At 70.0% G+C, this 17533-nt stretch carries 15 protein-coding genes; all 15 read right to left on the bottom strand.

The window, feature by feature from the left end; translation table 11 throughout:
• Window positions 1–8: 8 nt before the first annotated feature.
• Window positions 9–896, bottom strand: a complete 888-nt coding sequence (locus JW613_RS33520) for a type II secretion system F family protein (RefSeq protein ID WP_307866142.1) — start codon at window positions 894–896, stop codon at window positions 9–11.
• Window positions 893–1840 (bottom strand): type II secretion system F family protein, encoded by a 948-nt coding sequence (locus tag JW613_RS33515; RefSeq protein WP_209214688.1) that lies wholly within the window; start codon window positions 1838–1840, stop codon window positions 893–895. The genes JW613_RS33520 and JW613_RS33515 overlap by 4 nt, the downstream gene beginning before the upstream one ends.
• Complete coding sequence (locus JW613_RS33510; RefSeq protein ID WP_245226762.1) at window positions 1840–3396, bottom strand: TadA family conjugal transfer-associated ATPase; 1557 nt, start codon at window positions 3394–3396, stop codon at window positions 1840–1842. Before JW613_RS33510 ends, JW613_RS33515 begins: the two co-directional genes overlap by 1 nt.
• Window positions 3386–4234 (bottom strand): MinD/ParA family ATP-binding protein, encoded by an 849-nt coding sequence (locus tag JW613_RS33505; RefSeq protein ID WP_099876549.1) that lies wholly within the window; start codon window positions 4232–4234, stop codon window positions 3386–3388. The genes JW613_RS33510 and JW613_RS33505 overlap by 11 nt, the downstream gene beginning before the upstream one ends.
• Window positions 4231–4956 carry an SAF domain-containing protein gene (locus JW613_RS33500; protein ID WP_209214686.1) on the bottom strand — a complete coding sequence of 242 codons (726 nt, stop codon included), beginning with the start codon at window positions 4954–4956 and terminating at the stop codon, window positions 4231–4233. Before JW613_RS33500 ends, JW613_RS33505 begins: the two co-directional genes overlap by 4 nt.
• A gap of 49 nt (window positions 4957–5005) precedes the next feature.
• Complete coding sequence (locus tag JW613_RS33495; RefSeq protein WP_099886212.1) at window positions 5006–5638, bottom strand: ATP/GTP-binding protein; 633 nt, start codon at window positions 5636–5638, stop codon at window positions 5006–5008.
• 230 nt (window positions 5639–5868) lie between these two features.
• Window positions 5869–6411: a hypothetical protein gene (locus JW613_RS33490; protein WP_209214684.1), complete on the bottom strand. Its 543-nt coding sequence runs from the start codon at window positions 6409–6411 to the stop codon at window positions 5869–5871.
• Window positions 6412–6774: 363 nt separating this feature from the next.
• Window positions 6775–9357, bottom strand: coding sequence for an ATP/GTP-binding protein (locus tag JW613_RS33485; protein ID WP_209214682.1), 2583 nt, complete (start codon window positions 9355–9357; stop codon window positions 6775–6777).
• A complete protein-coding gene (locus JW613_RS33480) occupies window positions 9357–9563 on the bottom strand; it encodes a hypothetical protein (protein ID WP_209214675.1) in 207 nt (68 codons plus the stop codon). The genes JW613_RS33485 and JW613_RS33480 overlap by 1 nt, the downstream gene beginning before the upstream one ends.
• A gap of 410 nt (window positions 9564–9973) precedes the next feature.
• Complete coding sequence (locus JW613_RS33475; RefSeq protein ID WP_307866146.1) at window positions 9974–11056, bottom strand: C40 family peptidase; 1083 nt, start codon at window positions 11054–11056, stop codon at window positions 9974–9976.
• Window positions 11057–11088: 32 nt separating this feature from the next.
• On the bottom strand, window positions 11089–13551 hold the full coding sequence (locus tag JW613_RS33470) for a DMT family transporter (RefSeq protein WP_209214673.1): 2463 nt from the start codon (window positions 13549–13551) through the stop codon (window positions 11089–11091).
• Window positions 13551–13958 (bottom strand): hypothetical protein, encoded by a 408-nt coding sequence (locus JW613_RS33465; protein WP_143674806.1) that lies wholly within the window; start codon window positions 13956–13958, stop codon window positions 13551–13553. The genes JW613_RS33470 and JW613_RS33465 overlap by 1 nt, the downstream gene beginning before the upstream one ends.
• On the bottom strand, window positions 13955–16621 hold the full coding sequence (locus JW613_RS33460; RefSeq protein ID WP_245226758.1) for an ATP-binding protein: 2667 nt from the start codon (window positions 16619–16621) through the stop codon (window positions 13955–13957). The genes JW613_RS33465 and JW613_RS33460 overlap by 4 nt, the downstream gene beginning before the upstream one ends.
• A complete protein-coding gene (locus JW613_RS33455; protein ID WP_307866141.1) occupies window positions 16621–17166 on the bottom strand; it encodes a hypothetical protein in 546 nt (181 codons plus the stop codon). Before JW613_RS33455 ends, JW613_RS33460 begins: the two co-directional genes overlap by 1 nt.
• A 56-nt stretch (window positions 17167–17222) precedes the next feature.
• Window positions 17223–17531, bottom strand: coding sequence for a hypothetical protein (locus tag JW613_RS33450; RefSeq protein ID WP_099876528.1), 309 nt, complete (start codon window positions 17529–17531; stop codon window positions 17223–17225).
• Between the last annotated feature and the right edge of the window lie 2 nt (window positions 17532–17533).

The following is a 17533-nucleotide window of genomic DNA, read 5'->3' as shown; positions in this document are numbered from 1 at the left end:
AGACACAGTTAGCCAATGGACAGGATCCGCAGGACGGCGGGGAAGCCCATCATGAACATCAGCAGCACGGCGACGATCGAGATCGGCGCCGTCATCTTCTCGCTGTCCGCGTTGGCTTCTGCCGCCTGCTCTTCCAACAGGTGGGTACTGAGGCTGGCGGCGCGTTTCCGCAGTGTGTTGGCGACGGCCGCCCCGTCGTGACTGGACTGGCGCATGATGTCGGCGACATCATCCAGCGCGGGCAACCCCAGCTCGCGGGTGAGCTCGCGCAGCGCCTGCCACGGCGGCACCTTCTCCACCTGGGCCCTCATCAGCGCTTCGTCAACGCGGCGGAACGCCCACCCGTGGGCGACCTTGGCGGTGCGGGCCAGAGCCTCGGTCGGTCCGCTGTCGGCGCCCCGCTGCAGAGCAATCAGATCGAGGTAGGCGGCCATGGCGTAGGCGAACTCCCGCCTCGCCCGTTTGGCCTTGGCCCGCACTTCCAGGTCGGGGATCCACCAGCCGAGCGCGGCGGTGACCACGCCGACGACGCCCGGAACCGCGAACGGCATCGGCAACCCGACCAGCATCGGGGGGAGCAGGAAGACCCACGGCCACACGAAGCCCATCCCTGCCAGGGCGGCCTTCTTCAGTACGAGCTTCGCCGGGGAGCTGCCCAGCAACTCCAGGTCACGGACCGGCAGCGTGATCCCGGGAAGCCCCGACAGGCGGCGCAGCACCCACTGACCCCACACCTCGTCCCGGTCGAGCGCACCCGAGGCGCCTGCGGCACCCGTGTGCGGCCCGGGGGCACGCAAGGCCTCGCCCAGTCCCGCCCGGGCAGGCACCAGCGCCCGCACCAGCAGCGCCAGCCCCGCGCCCATGCCGCAGCCCAGCAGAAGTGCGCTGGTATTCACCGCCGCACCTCCCCGGCCGCCGCCAGGTGTCCCGCCTCGGACTCCTCCACCGCTGCGGGCGGCGTCACCGCGCTGCGTGGATCAGCGATCAGGAAACGGGGCGAGGCAGGCGGCGCCGACAGCTGCCGCACCCACAACAAGGTCGCGAACAACAGCAGCGCAACAACTCCCAGGACCAACTGTCCCAGCAGCGTGCCGTAGGGCGCGGTGTAGGAGGGGATGAGCAGCCCGATCCCCACCACACCCAGCATGATGACGATCAGAATCTTCAAGGTCGTACGCCACTTCTTCCGCTCGGCCTCGATCTTCTGACGGCTCGCAACCTCGGCACGCACGGCCGCCGCATACAGCTCCAACGAATCGGCCAGTCCCCGCCCCCGCCCCGCCGAGGTGACAGCGAGGATCAGCGCGGCAGCCACCCGGTCACCAGCGACATCATCGACGTCATCGGCGAAGGCCCGCAGCGCCGTCTCCGGCGCCACCCGCACCTCCAGCCGCTCCGCCAAGTCCTCCACCGGCCCAGCGATGGCTGCCGGACAGCCGGTACGGGAGTCCTTCATCGCCTGCAGCAGTCCCTTGCCCACGCGCAGCGCATTGCTCAGCCGCTGCGTCCACTCGGCCAGCGCCTCCAACTGGTCGATGCGCACGGCCGCCCGCCGCACCGGAGCCAGCAGCCACGGCACTCCGGCCACGGCTGCGCCGCCCGTCACGGCCAGTACGAACACCCCTGTGACCAGCCAGAGCAGCAGGAAGACACCGGCCGCGGCGGCCAGCCGCACACGGGAGCGGGCTCGCACGCTGCGCGCCGCCGCACCCTCCGGGTGCCCGGATCGCCACCGCCGCCACCAGGCAGGCCGCCCCGGGCCACTGACGCCCACCAGCGCCCACACCAGCCCGACCACACCTGCGCCGGCGCCGAGCCCGAAGACCAGACCCCACAGCATCACCGCACGCCACCCCACTTCAACGGCAGGGGCCTTTGCCACGTCGCCTGGTCGAGCGCCGTCTCTGGCATCCCCGCACGCAGCAGGTCCAAGAGGCAGGCCGGTCCCATCAGCGGTACCGCACGCACCTCCCCGGTATCAGGGGCAGGGCCGAAGACGGTATTGGTCGCAGGCTTGCCGTCCTCGTTCTCACCCCCGGTGATCTCCAGCACGTGGGAGACGAACCGGTGCCGGCCGCCCCCGCTGCGCCGCTCATTGATCATCTCGACGTGGACGATGAAGTCCAGGCCGTTGCGGATCTGCCGGTAGGCAAGCTTCTCGGAAAGGTTCTCCCGGGCCAGCGCATACAGCTCAGCGATCCGGTCGAAGACGCCGTAGGCGCTGCGGCAGTGAATGGTCGACAGGCTCCCGCCCTCGCCGCTGGTGAGCGCCTGCATCATCGCGATGATCTCCGCGCCGCGCACCTCACCCACCACGGTGCGCTGCGTGCCCATCCGCAACGAGGGGGCGATCAGGTCCTGCAGCGTGTACTCGCCGGCGGCCCGCCCGTCCGCAGTGCTCTCCCCGGTCGCCTCCCGTCCTTCGAGGGCGATGATCTGCCGAGCGTGTCCGCTCTCGTGGGCGAACAGTTCGTACTCGGTCTCCAGCGTGGCGATCCGCTCGTCCGGGTCGTACTCGCGCATCAATGCACGCAGCAGCGTCGTCTTCCCGCTGCCGGCCTTCCCGGAGATCATCAGGTTCTTCTCCGCGTGGATGGCTGCCCGCAGAAAGTCCCGCAGCGACGTATCCACGGTTCCCAGCTCGACCAGGTCGTCCAGGCTGATGTCCCGGTGCCGGTGCTTGCGGATGTTGACGCAGGTGTAGGGGGTCACACCGGTGAACGCCTGGACGCGGGAGCCGTCGTCCAACCTGAGGGACAGCTCCGGCTTGGCCTCCGGGGAGAAGATCTTCTCCTGCTGCCCGTGGCTGGTGTTGCGGGCCAGCTCCTGCAGCAGCTCGCGCAGCTCCTCATCGGAGGAGGCCACCGGCGGCAGCCGCACCAGTTCGCCGCTACCCAGGTCGCCCCACACCTGGTCGTAGCGGTTGATGTGGATGTTCTCGAACCGCGTGTCATCCAGCAACGGCTGCAGCCGTCCCGCACGGAAGAGCAGATCGAACACGTAGCGGGCGAGCGCCATCTCCTCCTCCCCGCTGGGCGGGGCTCCCCGCTGCGCAGCCTGCCGGCCGTACCACATGGCCACTTCATCGTTGATCCAGCCCAGACAGCGCTGCTCGCGGTCACTCCGCGACATACCCGGGTTGGTCTTCCGCTCCTCGGCCAGGCGCTGACTGACGCGCTGCTTGATGAACTGGGCGTCCGCCTCGGACACCAGGGCCTGCGGCAGCTCGCGCGCCCCCACGGTGCGGGGCCGCGCCGGGCCATGCCGTGTCGGGGTGGCGGCCGGCCGCTGTGCTGGAGCAGCGGCTGCCGGGGCGGGCGCGGTGGACGGAGGGGGCGGGACGGGCGCCGGTGGACGACGCAGCGTCGCGTTCGGGTCCGCTGGCCTACCGCGCATGGGACACCTCCCCTTGTCCGGTGACGTGCTGCAGTCGGCGGGTGTGCGCGGCCCGGCGCTCGGCGATCTGCCGCACCAGCGCTTCAGCAAGGCCCCGGACAGCCAGCATCAGGCGGCTGCGCTCGAAGCGCCGCTCAGGCGTGGCCCCATGGGAGTAGACCCGCGCCAGCTTGGGCGCATACGGCAGCGCGGCCACCAGCGGCACCTGCAGATCGCGCTGCTTGCGCAGCTCCGCGAGCGCATAGGCAGCGCGGTGCTCCTCCTCGATCAGCACCAAGCCCAGGTGCCGGATGTGCTCGCGTAGCCCCTCCAGCCGCACGGCAGCCGCGTGGAGCGAGGGCAGCGTGGTGCGGGCCACCAGAATCACCGCATCTGCCCGGCGCGCCAGGATTCCGGAGGGGCCGAAGGCGCCGGAGCGGCCCAAGTCCACCAGTACATCGTGCTGGTGTGACTCGATCCCGGCGAACTGCTCAGCCAACACTCCCCATACTGGACCGAAGCCGGGGGCCTCGGTCAGTGGGTTCGCGAAACCGGGCAGGACGGCACGGCCGGTGCGCTGCTGGGCCTTCTGCTCGTCCTCGATGAAGACTAGTTCGCTCCAGAACGCCTCGTGCAACTCCCGCGCGCCGCGGCGGCCGGGCAGCGTGAGGTTGCCCAGCCCGAGCCCGGTGCCCAGCCGTCCCTGCAGGGCGCCGGTCAGCACGCTCCCGCCGTCCGGGTCGCACTCGGCGGCGATCAGGGTGCGGCCCTCCTGAAGGGGCCATGCGGTCTGGAGCGCGAGCATCGTCGTGGTGGTGCCCGGGGCGCCGGGACACCCGGCCAGCGCGACCACCGTCATCGCGCACCGTCCGGCACATCCAACGCGAGCGCGGCCTTCTCGCTGGCCGACCACGACAGGACCTTGGGGCCGTCCTCCCTGAGAACAGCGACATCGACAACGCGCGTGCCGCTGCCCTCTTCGGCCTCGCCGACCTTGATGACCCGGGCCGGGACGCTTTCCTGCACCGGAGCGTCCTCCTTCTTGCCCGTGGTGGGATCGGCCTCGCCTTCCTTTTGCACCTTCACCACCTCGACCCGCTGGCCCGGGGCCAGGCCGGAGGCGTGCACAAGCGCCGGCTTGAGTCCGACGGGTACCACCTGCTCGCCCTGGCGCACGAGCGCGGTACGAGTGACCTGGGAGCGGGCCAGCAGCGAGCCGGGCTTGAGGCCGACTGCGGCCCGCCGCCCCACTACGGAGTCCTGCTCGTCGGCCGGAATGGTCTTCAGGCCGCCATCGACCGCGACCTGGGCCGTCTGCAGATCATCGGAGGTGATCTTCTCCCCGGCCTGGACCTCTTGCGCGATGATCACCACCCGCTGGCGGTCGCCCGCCGAATTCAGCATGAGCGCGAAGCCAAGACCGCACCCGGCGATCAGCGCCACCGACACGGTGGCCAGCCACGGGCTGCGGCGCCGAGCCTTGTACGCCCGGGGAACGGTCACGCCAGGGGCCTGGCCGGGCGTCTGGGTCGGGATGCCAGGTGCTGTCTGCTGCGGCGTCCCGACGGTCGTCTTGCTCAACGTGCTCTCTCCCTTGTCCCCTTCACCCCTGCGTGTACGTGGTCGTTCGTCACTGGCCGACGACCTGGCCCTCACCCACCGGAATGGACACCTGCGACGTGCGGGTCTCCACGTCCGTGCCGCTCTCGCCGCCACCCTCGACCCGCCACTCGATGCTCCATGTGGAGGTGGCGGTGACCGTGAAGCGCTTCTTGGGCTTCTTCGCGGACGAGATGCCGTAGGTGTGGCCGCAATCCGGAGACTCCTTCAGCCCCATGGACCGCTTGTAGACGGCACCCCGGGTGGTGCAGGTGACGCTCTTCCCGTCACCCATCGACCACACGACCTTCGAGACCTTCGCGGTAGCCGTCACCGTCACCCCGCCCGCCGAAGCCGTCGCAGAGTTTGGCCCCCACCGGGTCGCGCCGGAGCCGGCCCGCAGCCACAGCGGCACCCCCACGGTGTAGGTGCCGCCCGGTTTCGGGCTGATGATCTTCGGCCCGAGCAGCGTCATCTCATCGATGGCGTGACGCGCCACCTCCGCCGGATTCACCGTTACTTTCGGCGGCTCTTCCTCTGCGTAGAAGATGCCCGAGAGGGTCTGCCAGTTCATGCCGCCCTTGCAGACACGCCAGTAGAGCTGGCCCTTTTTCGGGTCCTGGCCCTTTCCCCACAGGCTGCTGTTGGCGGGTGGCTGTTCCATTTTGTGGACCTGGCACGGGGCCGGCTTGGCAGGCTTCCCCCGCTTAGCCGGGGCGGTGCCTTTGCCCGGGACACGTTTGTTCGAACCTTTGGTTCCGTGCTTGTCGGCGCAGACGGCCGTGCTGTAGGCGTCGTGGCCTTTGCACAGTCCGGTGAAGGGGGCGGCCTGGGCCGGGGTGGGCAGAAGGCTGATCAGCGCGGCGGCCGCGCCGCAGGCGGCTGGCAGCCGCCTCAGCATTTCCGTGCGGTGGGGGTGACTTCCAGCATCCTCCATCCGCGCTTCCCCCAATCTTCGGCCTTGGTGGTGACGGTAAAACGGCTCGGCACGTCAGAAGGCAGGGGCACGACTTTCCCCGAGTCCTTCTTGACTGTCTTCCACGACGAAGTGTCCAAGCAGTCGCTGATCGTCGCGGTGGCGACGCTACCGGGCTTGCGTGCGGTGAACTTGGAGACAGTGGCCTTGTGAGAAGGCTTCCCGCGTTTCCGGTTCCCCTCCTTCGCCATCGAGCGGACCCCCTCGTCGACGAACGCCAACGCCTTCGCGGTGGCGTACCTCTCGACGCCGGCGCCCTTCATGGACCCCTTCTGGTATGCCGCCACCTGTGCGTCCCAGAACTTGTCATACGCTCTCAGCACCTCGGTCTTGGCGATTTCCTCCTCGCTGCCAGCACTGGCGGACGAGCTCTTGGAGGGCGAGAGAGGCGCGGGCTCCTTCGGGGAGGAGGGGGCATCCTTCTTGTTCTCGGAACACGCGGACAGGGTGAACACTGCCAAGGACAAAGCCAGGACGCTGGCAGCCCGGATTCCCCGTGAAGTGTGCGATAGGTGACTGCGAGTCACTGATTCCTCCCCGACATGTGCCCGCCCGGCTGGGTCTCCCGGCCACGCCACCGAGGTGTTCCTGACGGTGGCTGCGGGGGGTGGTCCTGATGCGGCCAGGCAATACTCTTAGTGTCTCCATAGTCACGTTACGCAACAGTGAGGGTCTTGCGCCACCTGGCGCGACTGCAACTGACATACTCGGGCGACGCATTTGCCGCTCTGATCGCTGATCGTGACAGTTACGTCCGCAGCTCAACTGCTGCGAACAATGCCATGGTCCATCCATGGGCATCCCCTTCCGCTCCTGACGGGACTTCAGCTCAGTTCGGGCTCGACGGCGTCCCCCTCCTCTCCTGCGCTCGGCCGGGCGGACGCTGGGCGCAGAGCGTCGCTGACGGTGGCGGTGTGCTTGTTCACCGCTTCAAGCGCCTGCTCGACCAGCGCTGCCCCCAGGTTGGTGTCGGCCTGCTGGCGCAGACTGACCACGTGGTGCGGCCGCGCCAGAGAAGCAAAGGTGTCCTCGGGCTGCGGGCCCCGAATGCGAAGCGGACCCACCTTCTTGCCGTGGTGGGTGAGCGAGATGTAGTGCTCATAGCGGTCCAGGGCCATCAACTCCGTCGGCTCCACCGCCCCGTTCCACTCGCGCGCCACCAGGACGGCCGAGTCATGCGAGGCCGTCGTGGATGAGATCACCGAAGCGTTCTGCAGCAAGGAAGCCCGCGTCGAATTGTTGAGCCGCTGCAGCAGCTGCGTCATCCCGTGCAGCCTCACACCGAACTTGCGCAACTGCTCACTGACGGGAGCCAACAGCTCCACCGCCCCATCGATCGACAGCAGCTCGTCGACGAACACATGGAAGGCGCGCCGTTGCTGAGTGGGGATGGCCCGTCGTGAGAGCCCAGTGCGGTACAGATCGTTGAACAGCAGAGAGAGCATGAGACGGTCGGTCGGACCCGTCGCCGAGGGGCAGATCCACACCAGCTTCCCCTCATCCATCGCCGCCCGAAGGTAGTAGCTGGAGGCCGGCTGCCCGAGGAACGCCCGGATGGTGCTGCGACGGCCCAGCCGCTCGATCGGGTTGAGCACCGTGGGAAAGGCGTCCGGCGGAATGGTGGGGAAAGTGGTCCGCCACCAGCGCGCCGACTCCTCCGACAAGGCAGCGGCATCCAGGACCGCCTGTCGGAAGACGGCGTCAGTCAACAGCGGCTCGATCTGGAAGAGCGTCGCCTGTGCCTGGGCCCGACCGCGGCGCACCAGCGCCACGTTCAGCTCGACGAGAGCCTCGACGGCTTTGGTCATCACGGTCAGTGCTCGGGGGTGGGTGGTGTCCGCCCAGCCGAGCATGTCCGCGAACGCGTCCACCACCGCGTGCACGATCTGCTCGCTGTGCTGGCCGTGTTCGACGCCCAGGGCGTTCCATGACCCGGTCCGCGGATTGGCACCGCTTCCGGTCAGATCCAGGTACCACAGTCGCTCGGCGATGTGCGGGTGCGCCAGGAACTGCGCTGCGTCGCGCATCGCGTCACCGTGGGGATCGATGAACAGCCCGCCGGCGCCGCCGCCGTCGTGCGCGAGAGCGATCATCTGGGTGATGGCCTGCGTTGTCTTGCCGTAGGCGGTCTTCCCGGACCGGACCGAGACCAGGGTTTCCTCCAGCCGGGTGGCGATCAGCCGCTCCTTGCCGTCGGCTCCCCGGTGCCAGCCGTGCGGCATCAGCCCGGGCGTGCCCGGTGCGTAGACCGGCAGGTCCTGGTGGCGCAGCGGCACCCGGCAGTGCCGTGTCGGCGGCTTGAGCAGTCCGACGATTTCCGAGGCGTGCACCCACGAGGCTTGCGCGGCAGACACCTGCCCAGTGCGCCAGCGCTGGTCGAACGCGGCGCGCAGCCCCTTGCGGTTCGCATCCAGCCTCCAGGGCCCGAGCTGGCGGCCACGCTGGGACAACCGCACATCCCCGGCATAGACCTGCAGGGCGGAGGCGATGCGCCGCATCCGCTGGGCGGCCCGCTCCGGCCGGGTCGCGGTACACCGTGCCAGGATCTGCACTCGCAGCAGCCCGGCGCTCTCGGCCAGCTTTCCGAGAGTGCGCTCCCGGTCGACCGCCTGTGACTTGGGCGGCAACGCCAGGCGACGCATCGGCCGGTTCTTGTTCCCACTGAGCATGTCGGCGACCTCGATACGGAAAGAGTCCTCTGACAGGGAGGCCAGGGCCGATGAGCGGGCGTCCTTCTCCGCCTGCCGCTGGGCGTAGGCGCGGGCTTCGCTCAGCCGCTGCCAGCGCCGCAGCCGCAGCTGCCAGGGCGGCACCTGCTGTATGTCGATACAGATCTCCGCACTCTCACCCAGCTCTGTGCGCAGCGTTGAGACCGCGTCGACCAAGGGCTGCAAGGGGTCGGGGACCAGCGGCACCTCCCGCAAGCGGGCCACCACTGGGCCGCGCATCGTGAACTCGGCGCGCACCACATGCGGCAGCTCTTTACGCCGTGGCAGCGGCGCGGCCGGCTCGAGCCGCACTCCTTCCAGGGGCGTGGAGTCCAGCAGGTGCCGCGCTGCCGCAGGTGCCTCCAAGAAGTAGTCCAGAACCGAGTCACCGTCGGCATTCGCCCGCAGGCGGGCCCGCAGGGTCCGCGAGCGACGTGGCGCCCACCAGGGCCCCGAAGAGGCAGCCGAGGCCAGCTGCACGGTGGAGCGCCACAGATGCTCAGGGTCCGGATCGAATGTCTTGGAGGGGACCATCCGCAGCCGCACGCGCCGACGACTTGCCGCACGGGCCAAGCGGACCGCTACGGCTTCGGCCGCGACGAAGACCAGCAGCGCGATGAAGGCCAGCAGCACCAGGTGGGAGGCAGCCCAGCCCACGGACGCGAGGATGCCCGTTGCCAGGTCGTGCAGCATTTCCATCACGAGCCCATCACCGTCCACTCGTCGGGGTGGCGCGGGTCCAGGAGGATCCGCACCGTGCGGCCCTCCCGCTGCTTGCCGTCCGGTCCGGCCCCGGCCCACACCAGGTGCACCTGCACTCGGCCGCCGTCGGCGCGGCGGGCGATCGCGGCCTGCTTGCGCGCCTGCGTGTAGCGGTGGTGCGTCTGAGCGTTCGCACCGGTCACGTCCGCTCGCCAGATCTTCCAGGCCCGGGCCACCGCACGGTGGGCGTCGGCCTTGGGCAGGTCAGCGGGCCAGGCCTTCTCCAGCGCCTGTTGAATCGCTCCATCGGCCTGTGGCCCTTCGCCCGCAACGGGCAGCGCACTGCCCTGCTTCGATGGGCCGCTCGCAGTGGAGGGGGGAGCCAAGGAACGAGGCGCCGGGGAGGGCCCGCGGTCATGGCTCGCACGGGGCGGCGCGGATGCGGCCGGGGTGCTTGTCGCTGGGGACGGCCCGGCATGCCGGGCCGCGGCCTGGCGGTCGGCGGCCTGTTCATGACCGCCCGGCCCCCACAGCAGGAATCCACCCGCTGCTGCCAGGACGGCAGCGGCCAACAGCAGCCCGCCCGCCCGGCTTGGATGCAGTGTTCGTGAGTTCATAGGACGCGTGCACCTCCGGCGAAGCCGCCGCCCCACACTTGCTCGATGCGCACCTTCGTGCCCGGCCGGGGGGCGTTGATCATTTTCCCGCCGCCCACGTAGATCCCGACGTGGTAGATCGTCGCGTCCATGGAGGGGCTGTAGGCGAAGAAGACCAGATCACCGGGCCGCAGAGCGGCAACTCCCTTCGACGGAGGGATGCGCTTTCCCACGCTCGCTTGCGCGGCGGCGGTCCGGGGCAGTTGGACGCCCGCGCGGGCGTAGGCGTACTGGGTCAGGCCCGAGCAGTCGAAGCCTTTGATGGCTGCGCCGGACTTCCCGCCGGGAGAGCAGCAGATGCCCCGGCTGGGGCCACGGCGGTTGCCGCCGCCCCACGAGTAGGGGGTGCCGATCTGCTTGTGCGCCGCCTTGATCACGGTGCCTGCGTCCCCGCTGACGGACGGAAGGGCGGTGGCTTCCTTGGCGGCGGACCGGTACCGGTTGATCCAGTGGGTGACTTCCTGCACGTAGGCCTCGGAGTGGTTGTAGGACATCAACGCCGCGTGCAACTGGTCCGGCTGGGTCAGGTCCCGTCCGTCGCCGCCCAGATAGAAGGCGGCCGACAGCGCGGCGTCGTAGACGTTCTGCGGATCTTTCTCACCGTCACCATTGCCGTCCCGCCCCGTGGTGGCCCAGGTCGCGGGCAGGAACTGGAACGGACCGACGGCGCGCTCCACCTGCTTGTCGCCGTCCAGGCGTCCCTGGTCGGTGTCGTTGTGGCGGCTGGTGTTGCCGCCGGTGCCGTCCCCGACCAGGCGAGGACCGTAGATCGGCTTGGCCAGCGTGCCGTCGTCGCCGATGCGGTGGCCGGCCGCGTGGTTGGACTCGACCTTCGCGATCCCGGCCAGGATCGACCAGTCCATTCCTTTGCCCTCCGGTTGCATCTCGCCGAACTTGTTTGCGGCCTCGTGGTAGGCCAGCAGCATCGGCATCCGCACCCCGGTGATGGCCTTCAGCAATCCGCCCTGGTCCTTCGGCATCTTGTGCGCGGCCGCCGCCAGCAGCCCCAGTGGCAGGCCGACACACACCAGGCCGCTCACTACCGTCAAGCAGCCCCAGCGGCGCAGACGCTTCACGAGCCCTCACCGCCGCCGTCTTCCTCCCGGCGCCGGCGCGAGCCAGGAGCCTGATAGCCGAACTGCCCATCGCGGTAGGTGTAGACGTTCGGCCGCTGCGGCGGCGTACGCGGCGCAGGAGAAGCCAGCCATCGGTCCGCCTCGTTGACCGGAGCGGCGACACGGCGGGCCCCGTCGGCGATGCGCTGGCTGCCGGCCCGTGTGTCTCCCCACCACTGGGTGGCCTGCTGCTGGTAGTGGTCGACGTGCCGCTGCACCCGCTGCGCATACTCGCTGCTCTTGCCGCGGCTGCGCTCCACCGCAGCGGGCAGCCCCACTGTGGAATGCCACGCCACACGTCCAGCGCCCAGCATGACCCGGCCGCCTCGGGTGCGAGCCACCCGCTCGCGCAGGCGCTCCCCGACCGGCCGCCACATCTCCTGCGGCGCTTGCCCTTCGACATCCTCAGGCTCGCCGCTCTGCGAGAGGATCTCGCCGGTCCGGCCGTCGATGACGGTACGCACACCGCCCGCAGCCGCGCCGTCGTGCGGACCTGGCCTCCCTCCGCCCGGCCGGAGGGGGCCTCCGCCACCGGTGGCCGGCCCGCCCGGTGCCCCGGGCCCGGCGGGACCGCCTGGCCCGGAGTCTGGGGGTTTGCCGACCCAGGCGTTCTTGGCAGCCCGCAGGGGCACGCTCAGCGGAGCCAGGGCCCTGCGTGCCTCGGCGCGGGCCTGCCCGAGGAGTGGCCCCGGGTGTCCCGGGGTTCCTGCGCCGTCGGCCAGGGCCGCCATACCGGCGGCCAGCTTGGCCCGCCGCTGCTGGAAGGAACCCCAGGGGCCTTCGTAGCCGCGTCCCAGCCCCAGACCGCCGCCGGTCCCGGTGCCGGCGGCCGAGCCGACGCCGAGGGAGGCCAGTGCCATGCTGGTGGCGGCAGCTTGCTCGCCCAGGGTGTGGCTGCCACCCACCTTCGCGTACCGCATCCGCATCGCGAACCTCTGGCCCATCCCGGAGGCCTGACGCAGCATCCACCGGTGCCCGACCAGCCCGGCCAGCGCGAGACCGTCCAACAGGATCAGCCGCTCGACCACCACCGTGCTGTCGTTGTTGGTCAGCACCGCCTTGCAGGCGATGCCCAGGAACGGGATGAACAACGCGATGCCGAACATGGCCACCGACACTGCGGCGAAGACGCCCAGCCACTTCCAGGCAGCGCCGCGGTTAGGACCGGGCAGCACCGCCCAGGCCAGGGCAATCAGTCCCACGGCAGCCGCGCACACCGCGGTGAACTGCGCGCAGACCAGCGCGATCACCATGGCCAGGATGATCAGCGCGAAGATGAGGACTGCGATGAGCACACAGAGGGCGCCCAGCAGCCGGGACCAGGTGAGCTCTTTGTTGTAGGCCGAGGCGGCTTTTCCCTCCTCACCCTCCTTGTCCATCAGCTTGCGCTGCGGTTCGCCGCTCTCCGGGCTGCCTCCGCCGGAATTGCAGTACTCGCGGAATGGCTTGGGCACCGAGTCACAGTCGCGATCTTTCGGCTGGTAGCCGATCGTCTTCTTGTACGCGTCGTAGGCCGGGTCTTCCTTGTCGAAAGTGCGCCCCCACTGCAGCAGCTGGTACGGCTGGACCACGAGCACGTCCGTCAGGGTCTTGGTGATGGGCTTGGAGACGTCTTCGGCCGCCGGAGCCCGCTCCTCGCTGATGCACGTCTCCCGGGACGGCCCTACGACCGCTTCGCACTTCTTCGCCCGCTTCTTGGCGGCGGCTCGCTCGGCGCGCTTCTTCGCCTTCTTGGCCTCAGGGCTGTCCTGGCAGGCCTGACGCGCAGGGCCGAGGGCCGCCTCGCAGGGGTCGTTCGGGTCCGGCTTGGCCTCGCGGTCGGCCTTGGCGGTGATGACGGCGCCTTCGAGGGCCGCGCGCTGGACCTGCTGGACGGGGCCCTCGTAGCCGAGGAGGTAGTCCGGCCGTACCAGTGTCGAAGCGGACAGGGCGCAGATGAGGAGTGTCAGCAGGATCTCGCCGGCGCCGCGCCCGACCTTTCCCCGCATGATCAGAACGAGGCCGAAGACGAATGCCCACGCGAGGAAGAGGGGCACCAGGCCCAGCGGCTCGACGATGCGGTCCCGGTAGGCGTCGGAGACGTGTTGGGCGGGGGAGGTGAGGTTGTCGACGATGGGGAAGCGGTAGGCCCAGTCGACCAGCCAGCAGCAGGCCCCCACCACGGTGCGGGCCAGGGCGAACAGGCCCTCGGTCATGAACCGCATCGCCGCGTCGGTGAAGTCTGTATCGCCGCCGCCGAACAGCTCGTACTTCTCCAGCCGCACCCCTTCGCTGGACTTGACGTTCCACGGGCCCAGCAGCCCGCCGCCGCTGCTGTCCCCGGCCGCCAAAGTGCGGTCGTTGGCCTCCGCGGGCCCAGCGGCGGCCACCAGTGCGATCAGCCCGACGCCTATGACCAGGCCGCGACTGCACGCCCGCATCACCTCTGCCCCCTGCGGGCCAGCAGCAGCACCCCGCCCAGCCCCAGTGCCGAGAAGGCCAACAGAGCCACCTGGGGTCGTGAGGGCACGCTGCTCGACTCATCGCCATCCGAGGCACCGTCACGCTGCTGCGCCGGCCGGGACGTGGCAGGGGCGCCGTGGTCCCGGCACATCTCCTGCATCGGCCCGATGACCAGCTCGCACGGATCGCTCCGCTTGCCTGCGTCGGACATCGGCTGGGCTGTCCGCTGGCTGGCGAACGCCTCCCCCGTCTCCGGCAGGAGCGAGGGGCCGCAGCCTCCCAGCCATACCAGCGCGCCTGCGGCTGCGAGCGCGACCATGACGAACACGGTGCCGATCGTGCTGTGCCATCCGGCCGGGCGGGTCTTCCACGGGCGACGCCTCATGCCGTCCACCCCCCGGCCGTCGCCGGGTGCCGCTCGGTGTCGGCCAGCAACTGCCGTGCCTGCTCCCCGGAGACCGGCCTGGCCGCTGTCTTGGCCAGACGCGGCTCGGTGGCCAGGTCACCGGGGGTGGTGAAGATGCCCTGTTCGATCCGGGGGAGGGGCGGGACGACGACCTGCATGCGTCCGATCCGCATCCTTGGATCGCGCACAAGCATCTCCCCGGCCCGGCGTGCGTCCCCCGCGGGGGACAGGTCGCCGGTCACCGTGCGCAGCAGCGTCTCGCTGTCTCCGGGCAGTCCCAGGAACTCCAGCCCACGGGCGGCCAGCCGTTCATCCGCGGTCCGGGCCAGAAACCGGTGGGCCAGCAGGCCGCGGATCGTCTCGTTGCCCAGCTCCTCCACATCGTGGCCGCCCAGCGCCATGCCGGCGCCGTGCTTACGGCCGTCGTGCACCGCTTCGTGTACGAGTGCCAGCCCTTCCGCGCTGGAGGTGAGCCAATAGCACTCATCGACCGTGATCAGGCAGAACCGCTCGGGGTCCTCGAACGCCACCTGCCGGGCGAGTGCGGCCAGCAGATACAGGACGGCGCGGCCGATCAGGGCCTCGGTCGGCTGGCTGCGCATCAGCTCCGGGTTGGCCACCGCCTCCCGGGGCGGCAGCGTCAGTCCGGCGGTGGTGATCACCACCCAGTCCGCGCCCATGTCCGACTGCAGGGAGATCGGCGGCAGCTCCGGGTCGAAGACGGCCGCTGCCAGAGGCTCCTCGGAGACCATCGTCAGCAGGTCGCGCAGCATCGCGGCCTCCTGGCCCCGGCTGGCGCCGTCATCCGCCATCTCCTCCAGCGCCGCGATCACCGCCGCCATTGACGGCGCCGGAGAGGCTTGCGCCTTGTTGATCGCGCTCTTGAGAACGGCGCCCTGCGCGGTCAGCGGCCCGATTCCCAACTGGAGCGTCAGGTACGAGAGGGCGTAGTGCGCGGCAGTTGCCGGAGGAAAGACCCGCAGCGGGTCCAGGCTCATCTGCGCCTGGGCGGCGTCGACGACCTGGCAGCGGCCAGGCGCAGCCGACTGCGCGAAGTGGGCCCACTCCCGCACCGGGGTCCGGTCGATGACGATGGCCCGGCCGCCCCGGTCTACCAGTCCGGCGTTGATCAGTTTGAGCAGCACCGACTTGCCCGCGCCCAGATCACCCACCACGCCGAAGGACGCGGAGAAGTTCTCCAGCACGCTCTGCGCGATGTCCAACAAAACCGGCCGCACCGTGCCCGAGTCCTGGCTGATGCCGATCATCTGCCCGCGCCGGTCCCCGAATCCGCCCCCGACCAGGGCGCCGCCCAGCACCCAGTCCTCGCCGAGCTGGTTTTGCTCGTACTGCCGGGTGCGCGGCGGCGTGGGCGAGCCGGGCAGCGACAGCGACATCAGCTCTTCCTGCTCACCCGCCGGCCGGGCCAGCCGGTAGCTGGCACTCTGCACCCGCTTGGACAGCATCCGCGCCCGTTCGTCACACACTTGCGGAGTAGGCCCCCACACCGACAGCACGGTGACGGCCTGGACTTCGACCTCGACCGTGGACTGCGAGGCACGGGAGTCCAGCTCACCCAGATCGGCGGCCGCGTCGTGCATCTCCTCGGGCACGCCGGTGGCGGTGTGCGCCGCGTACTGGTCGGCCTGGTCGGCCAGCTCACGCTTCTTCCGCTGGACCTGTTCCTTGACCTCCTGCGTGCTGATCAGCCGCAGGTCGCACACGAAATCCGCCGGGAACGGCAACTCCTCCAGCCGTGCGAGAAGGTCCGCGCTCTCGGCGGCGACGGCCCGCGGCATCTCCGTCAGCGGCAGGTGTGCCTGATAGCCGGCGCCTTCGGCGGACTCGACCTGGAGCCACGTGCGCCGCACCGGCGACAACCGGCCCTGCCGCCGTTCACGCTTTTGTGATGGGTTCCGCTTGCTCTCCCGGCTGTACTCCAGGGTCTCTTGGCCGCCTTCCAGCAGCCGCACCTGCCCCAGGTCCTGGTAGCTGGGGGAACGCAGCACCTGGCCCAGTACCTTGCCGCCACCGCCTTCGCTGTCACTCGCCTCGACCAGCAGCGGCTCCTCCAGCCCGCGGTGGACCGCGTGCTGGTGCATCCACATGATCTCTGCGGGGCGAGCCCGGCGCATCGGCACCATCGCGGTGATCTCCGCTTCAATCTGCGCCGCCCGCTCCTTGTAGGAGACGACCTCCTCACGCGGCACCGGCGCCGGCCGCAGGCCCAGCAGAGCAGACAGGTCCGCCCACACGCCGCCCAGTGCGGCCGCGATATCCAGGCGCCGCTGCTGGGTCTCCAGAGGAACGGCCAGCCACCAGGTGCGCTGGTGCATCTCGAGGCCGTCGAGTAGTTCCAGGTCCGCACCTGCGGTCTCGGCCCAGTGCGGATACCTCTCCAGGTCAACGCCTTCCAGCATCCGTGCCACCACCTCGCCGGCATCAACCTGGGCGCACAGTCCATACAGCCGTGCCGTCTTGGGCAGGGCGCGCACCAGGCCGGTCAGCTGGCTGAGCAACTCGTCGCGCTGCTGGGCTCCCATGTAGCGGGCGCCGTGCGGCTCCAGCCGCCACACGGCCCAGACCGGACCGGCGGCGGACCACAGCAGATGGTCGGCGAGGTGACGGATCGCCACGCGCATCACGGCCTCCTGTCGTCAGAGTTCGAAAGAGAAGAAGAGATACGGACCGCCTCCTGGCGGGCCAGAAGCTGTTGCAGCGCGGTCGGCGCCGGCGCGGCTCCGGTCACCGGGGCGGTCGAGCGAGAAGCTGCGCCCTGTCTCCGCCCGGTGCGCAGCGGTGGCCGCACGGTGCGGGCAGGCCGGCTGACAGGGGCATCACCGGAGGGTGCACCGACGCCCGCAGTGGCGGTGTCCAAGAGGTGGAAGCCGCCGTGGAGTACCCGGGCCCGAGCCGGCCGCACAGGGCGGCCGTGCATCCGCCCTTCCTTGGGCTGAAGTGCGTAGGAGACCAAGCCCCACGCCACATACAGGGGAGAACGGCCATAGACGCGGGTGCGGCGCGCCGCCCACACCGCAACGCCCAGCGTCAGAGGCGGCAGCGGCCCCATCCACGACCACAATCCGAACGTCTTGATCAGGACGAAGCTGCCGACGAATGCGATCAGCAACTGGGCCGCGTTGTAGGGGCCCAGGGGAAGAGTCCAGTCGCCGATCTTCCCCAGCACCCAGGGCAGATGCCTCGCCCGCGTGTAGGAGCGGCTGACCCTCTTCCCCGCCGAGCTCACGCCCGCCCCCCGCCTTCGGCCAGAGCGCCGGTACCGTGCGGGTCGGCCTGGACCACCGCGTCGGGGCGTCCGGCGCCGTTCAGCTCGGTGCTGAAGGCGTCCGAGAGGTTCTCGCGGCTGTTGTAGATCGACAGACAGACAACAAGACCAAGCAGGGCGCCGATCCCGGCCTTGAGACTGAACCGCTTGCCGATCTGGTAGATGACTACGCCCAGCAGGATGAGCTTCAGCGCGTCTTCGGCCCAACCGGTGCCCATCCCCAGCAGGTGGTCACCGATGCTCTCGAACTCTCCAGCCAGCAGCACGG

This window comes from Streptomyces smyrnaeus (assembly GCF_017676345.1).
GTDB lineage: Bacteria > Actinomycetota > Actinomycetes > Streptomycetales > Streptomycetaceae > Streptomyces > Streptomyces smyrnaeus.
Note: the sequence above shows the minus strand (reverse complement) of the source record. Positions and strands in the feature narration are given on the sequence as shown.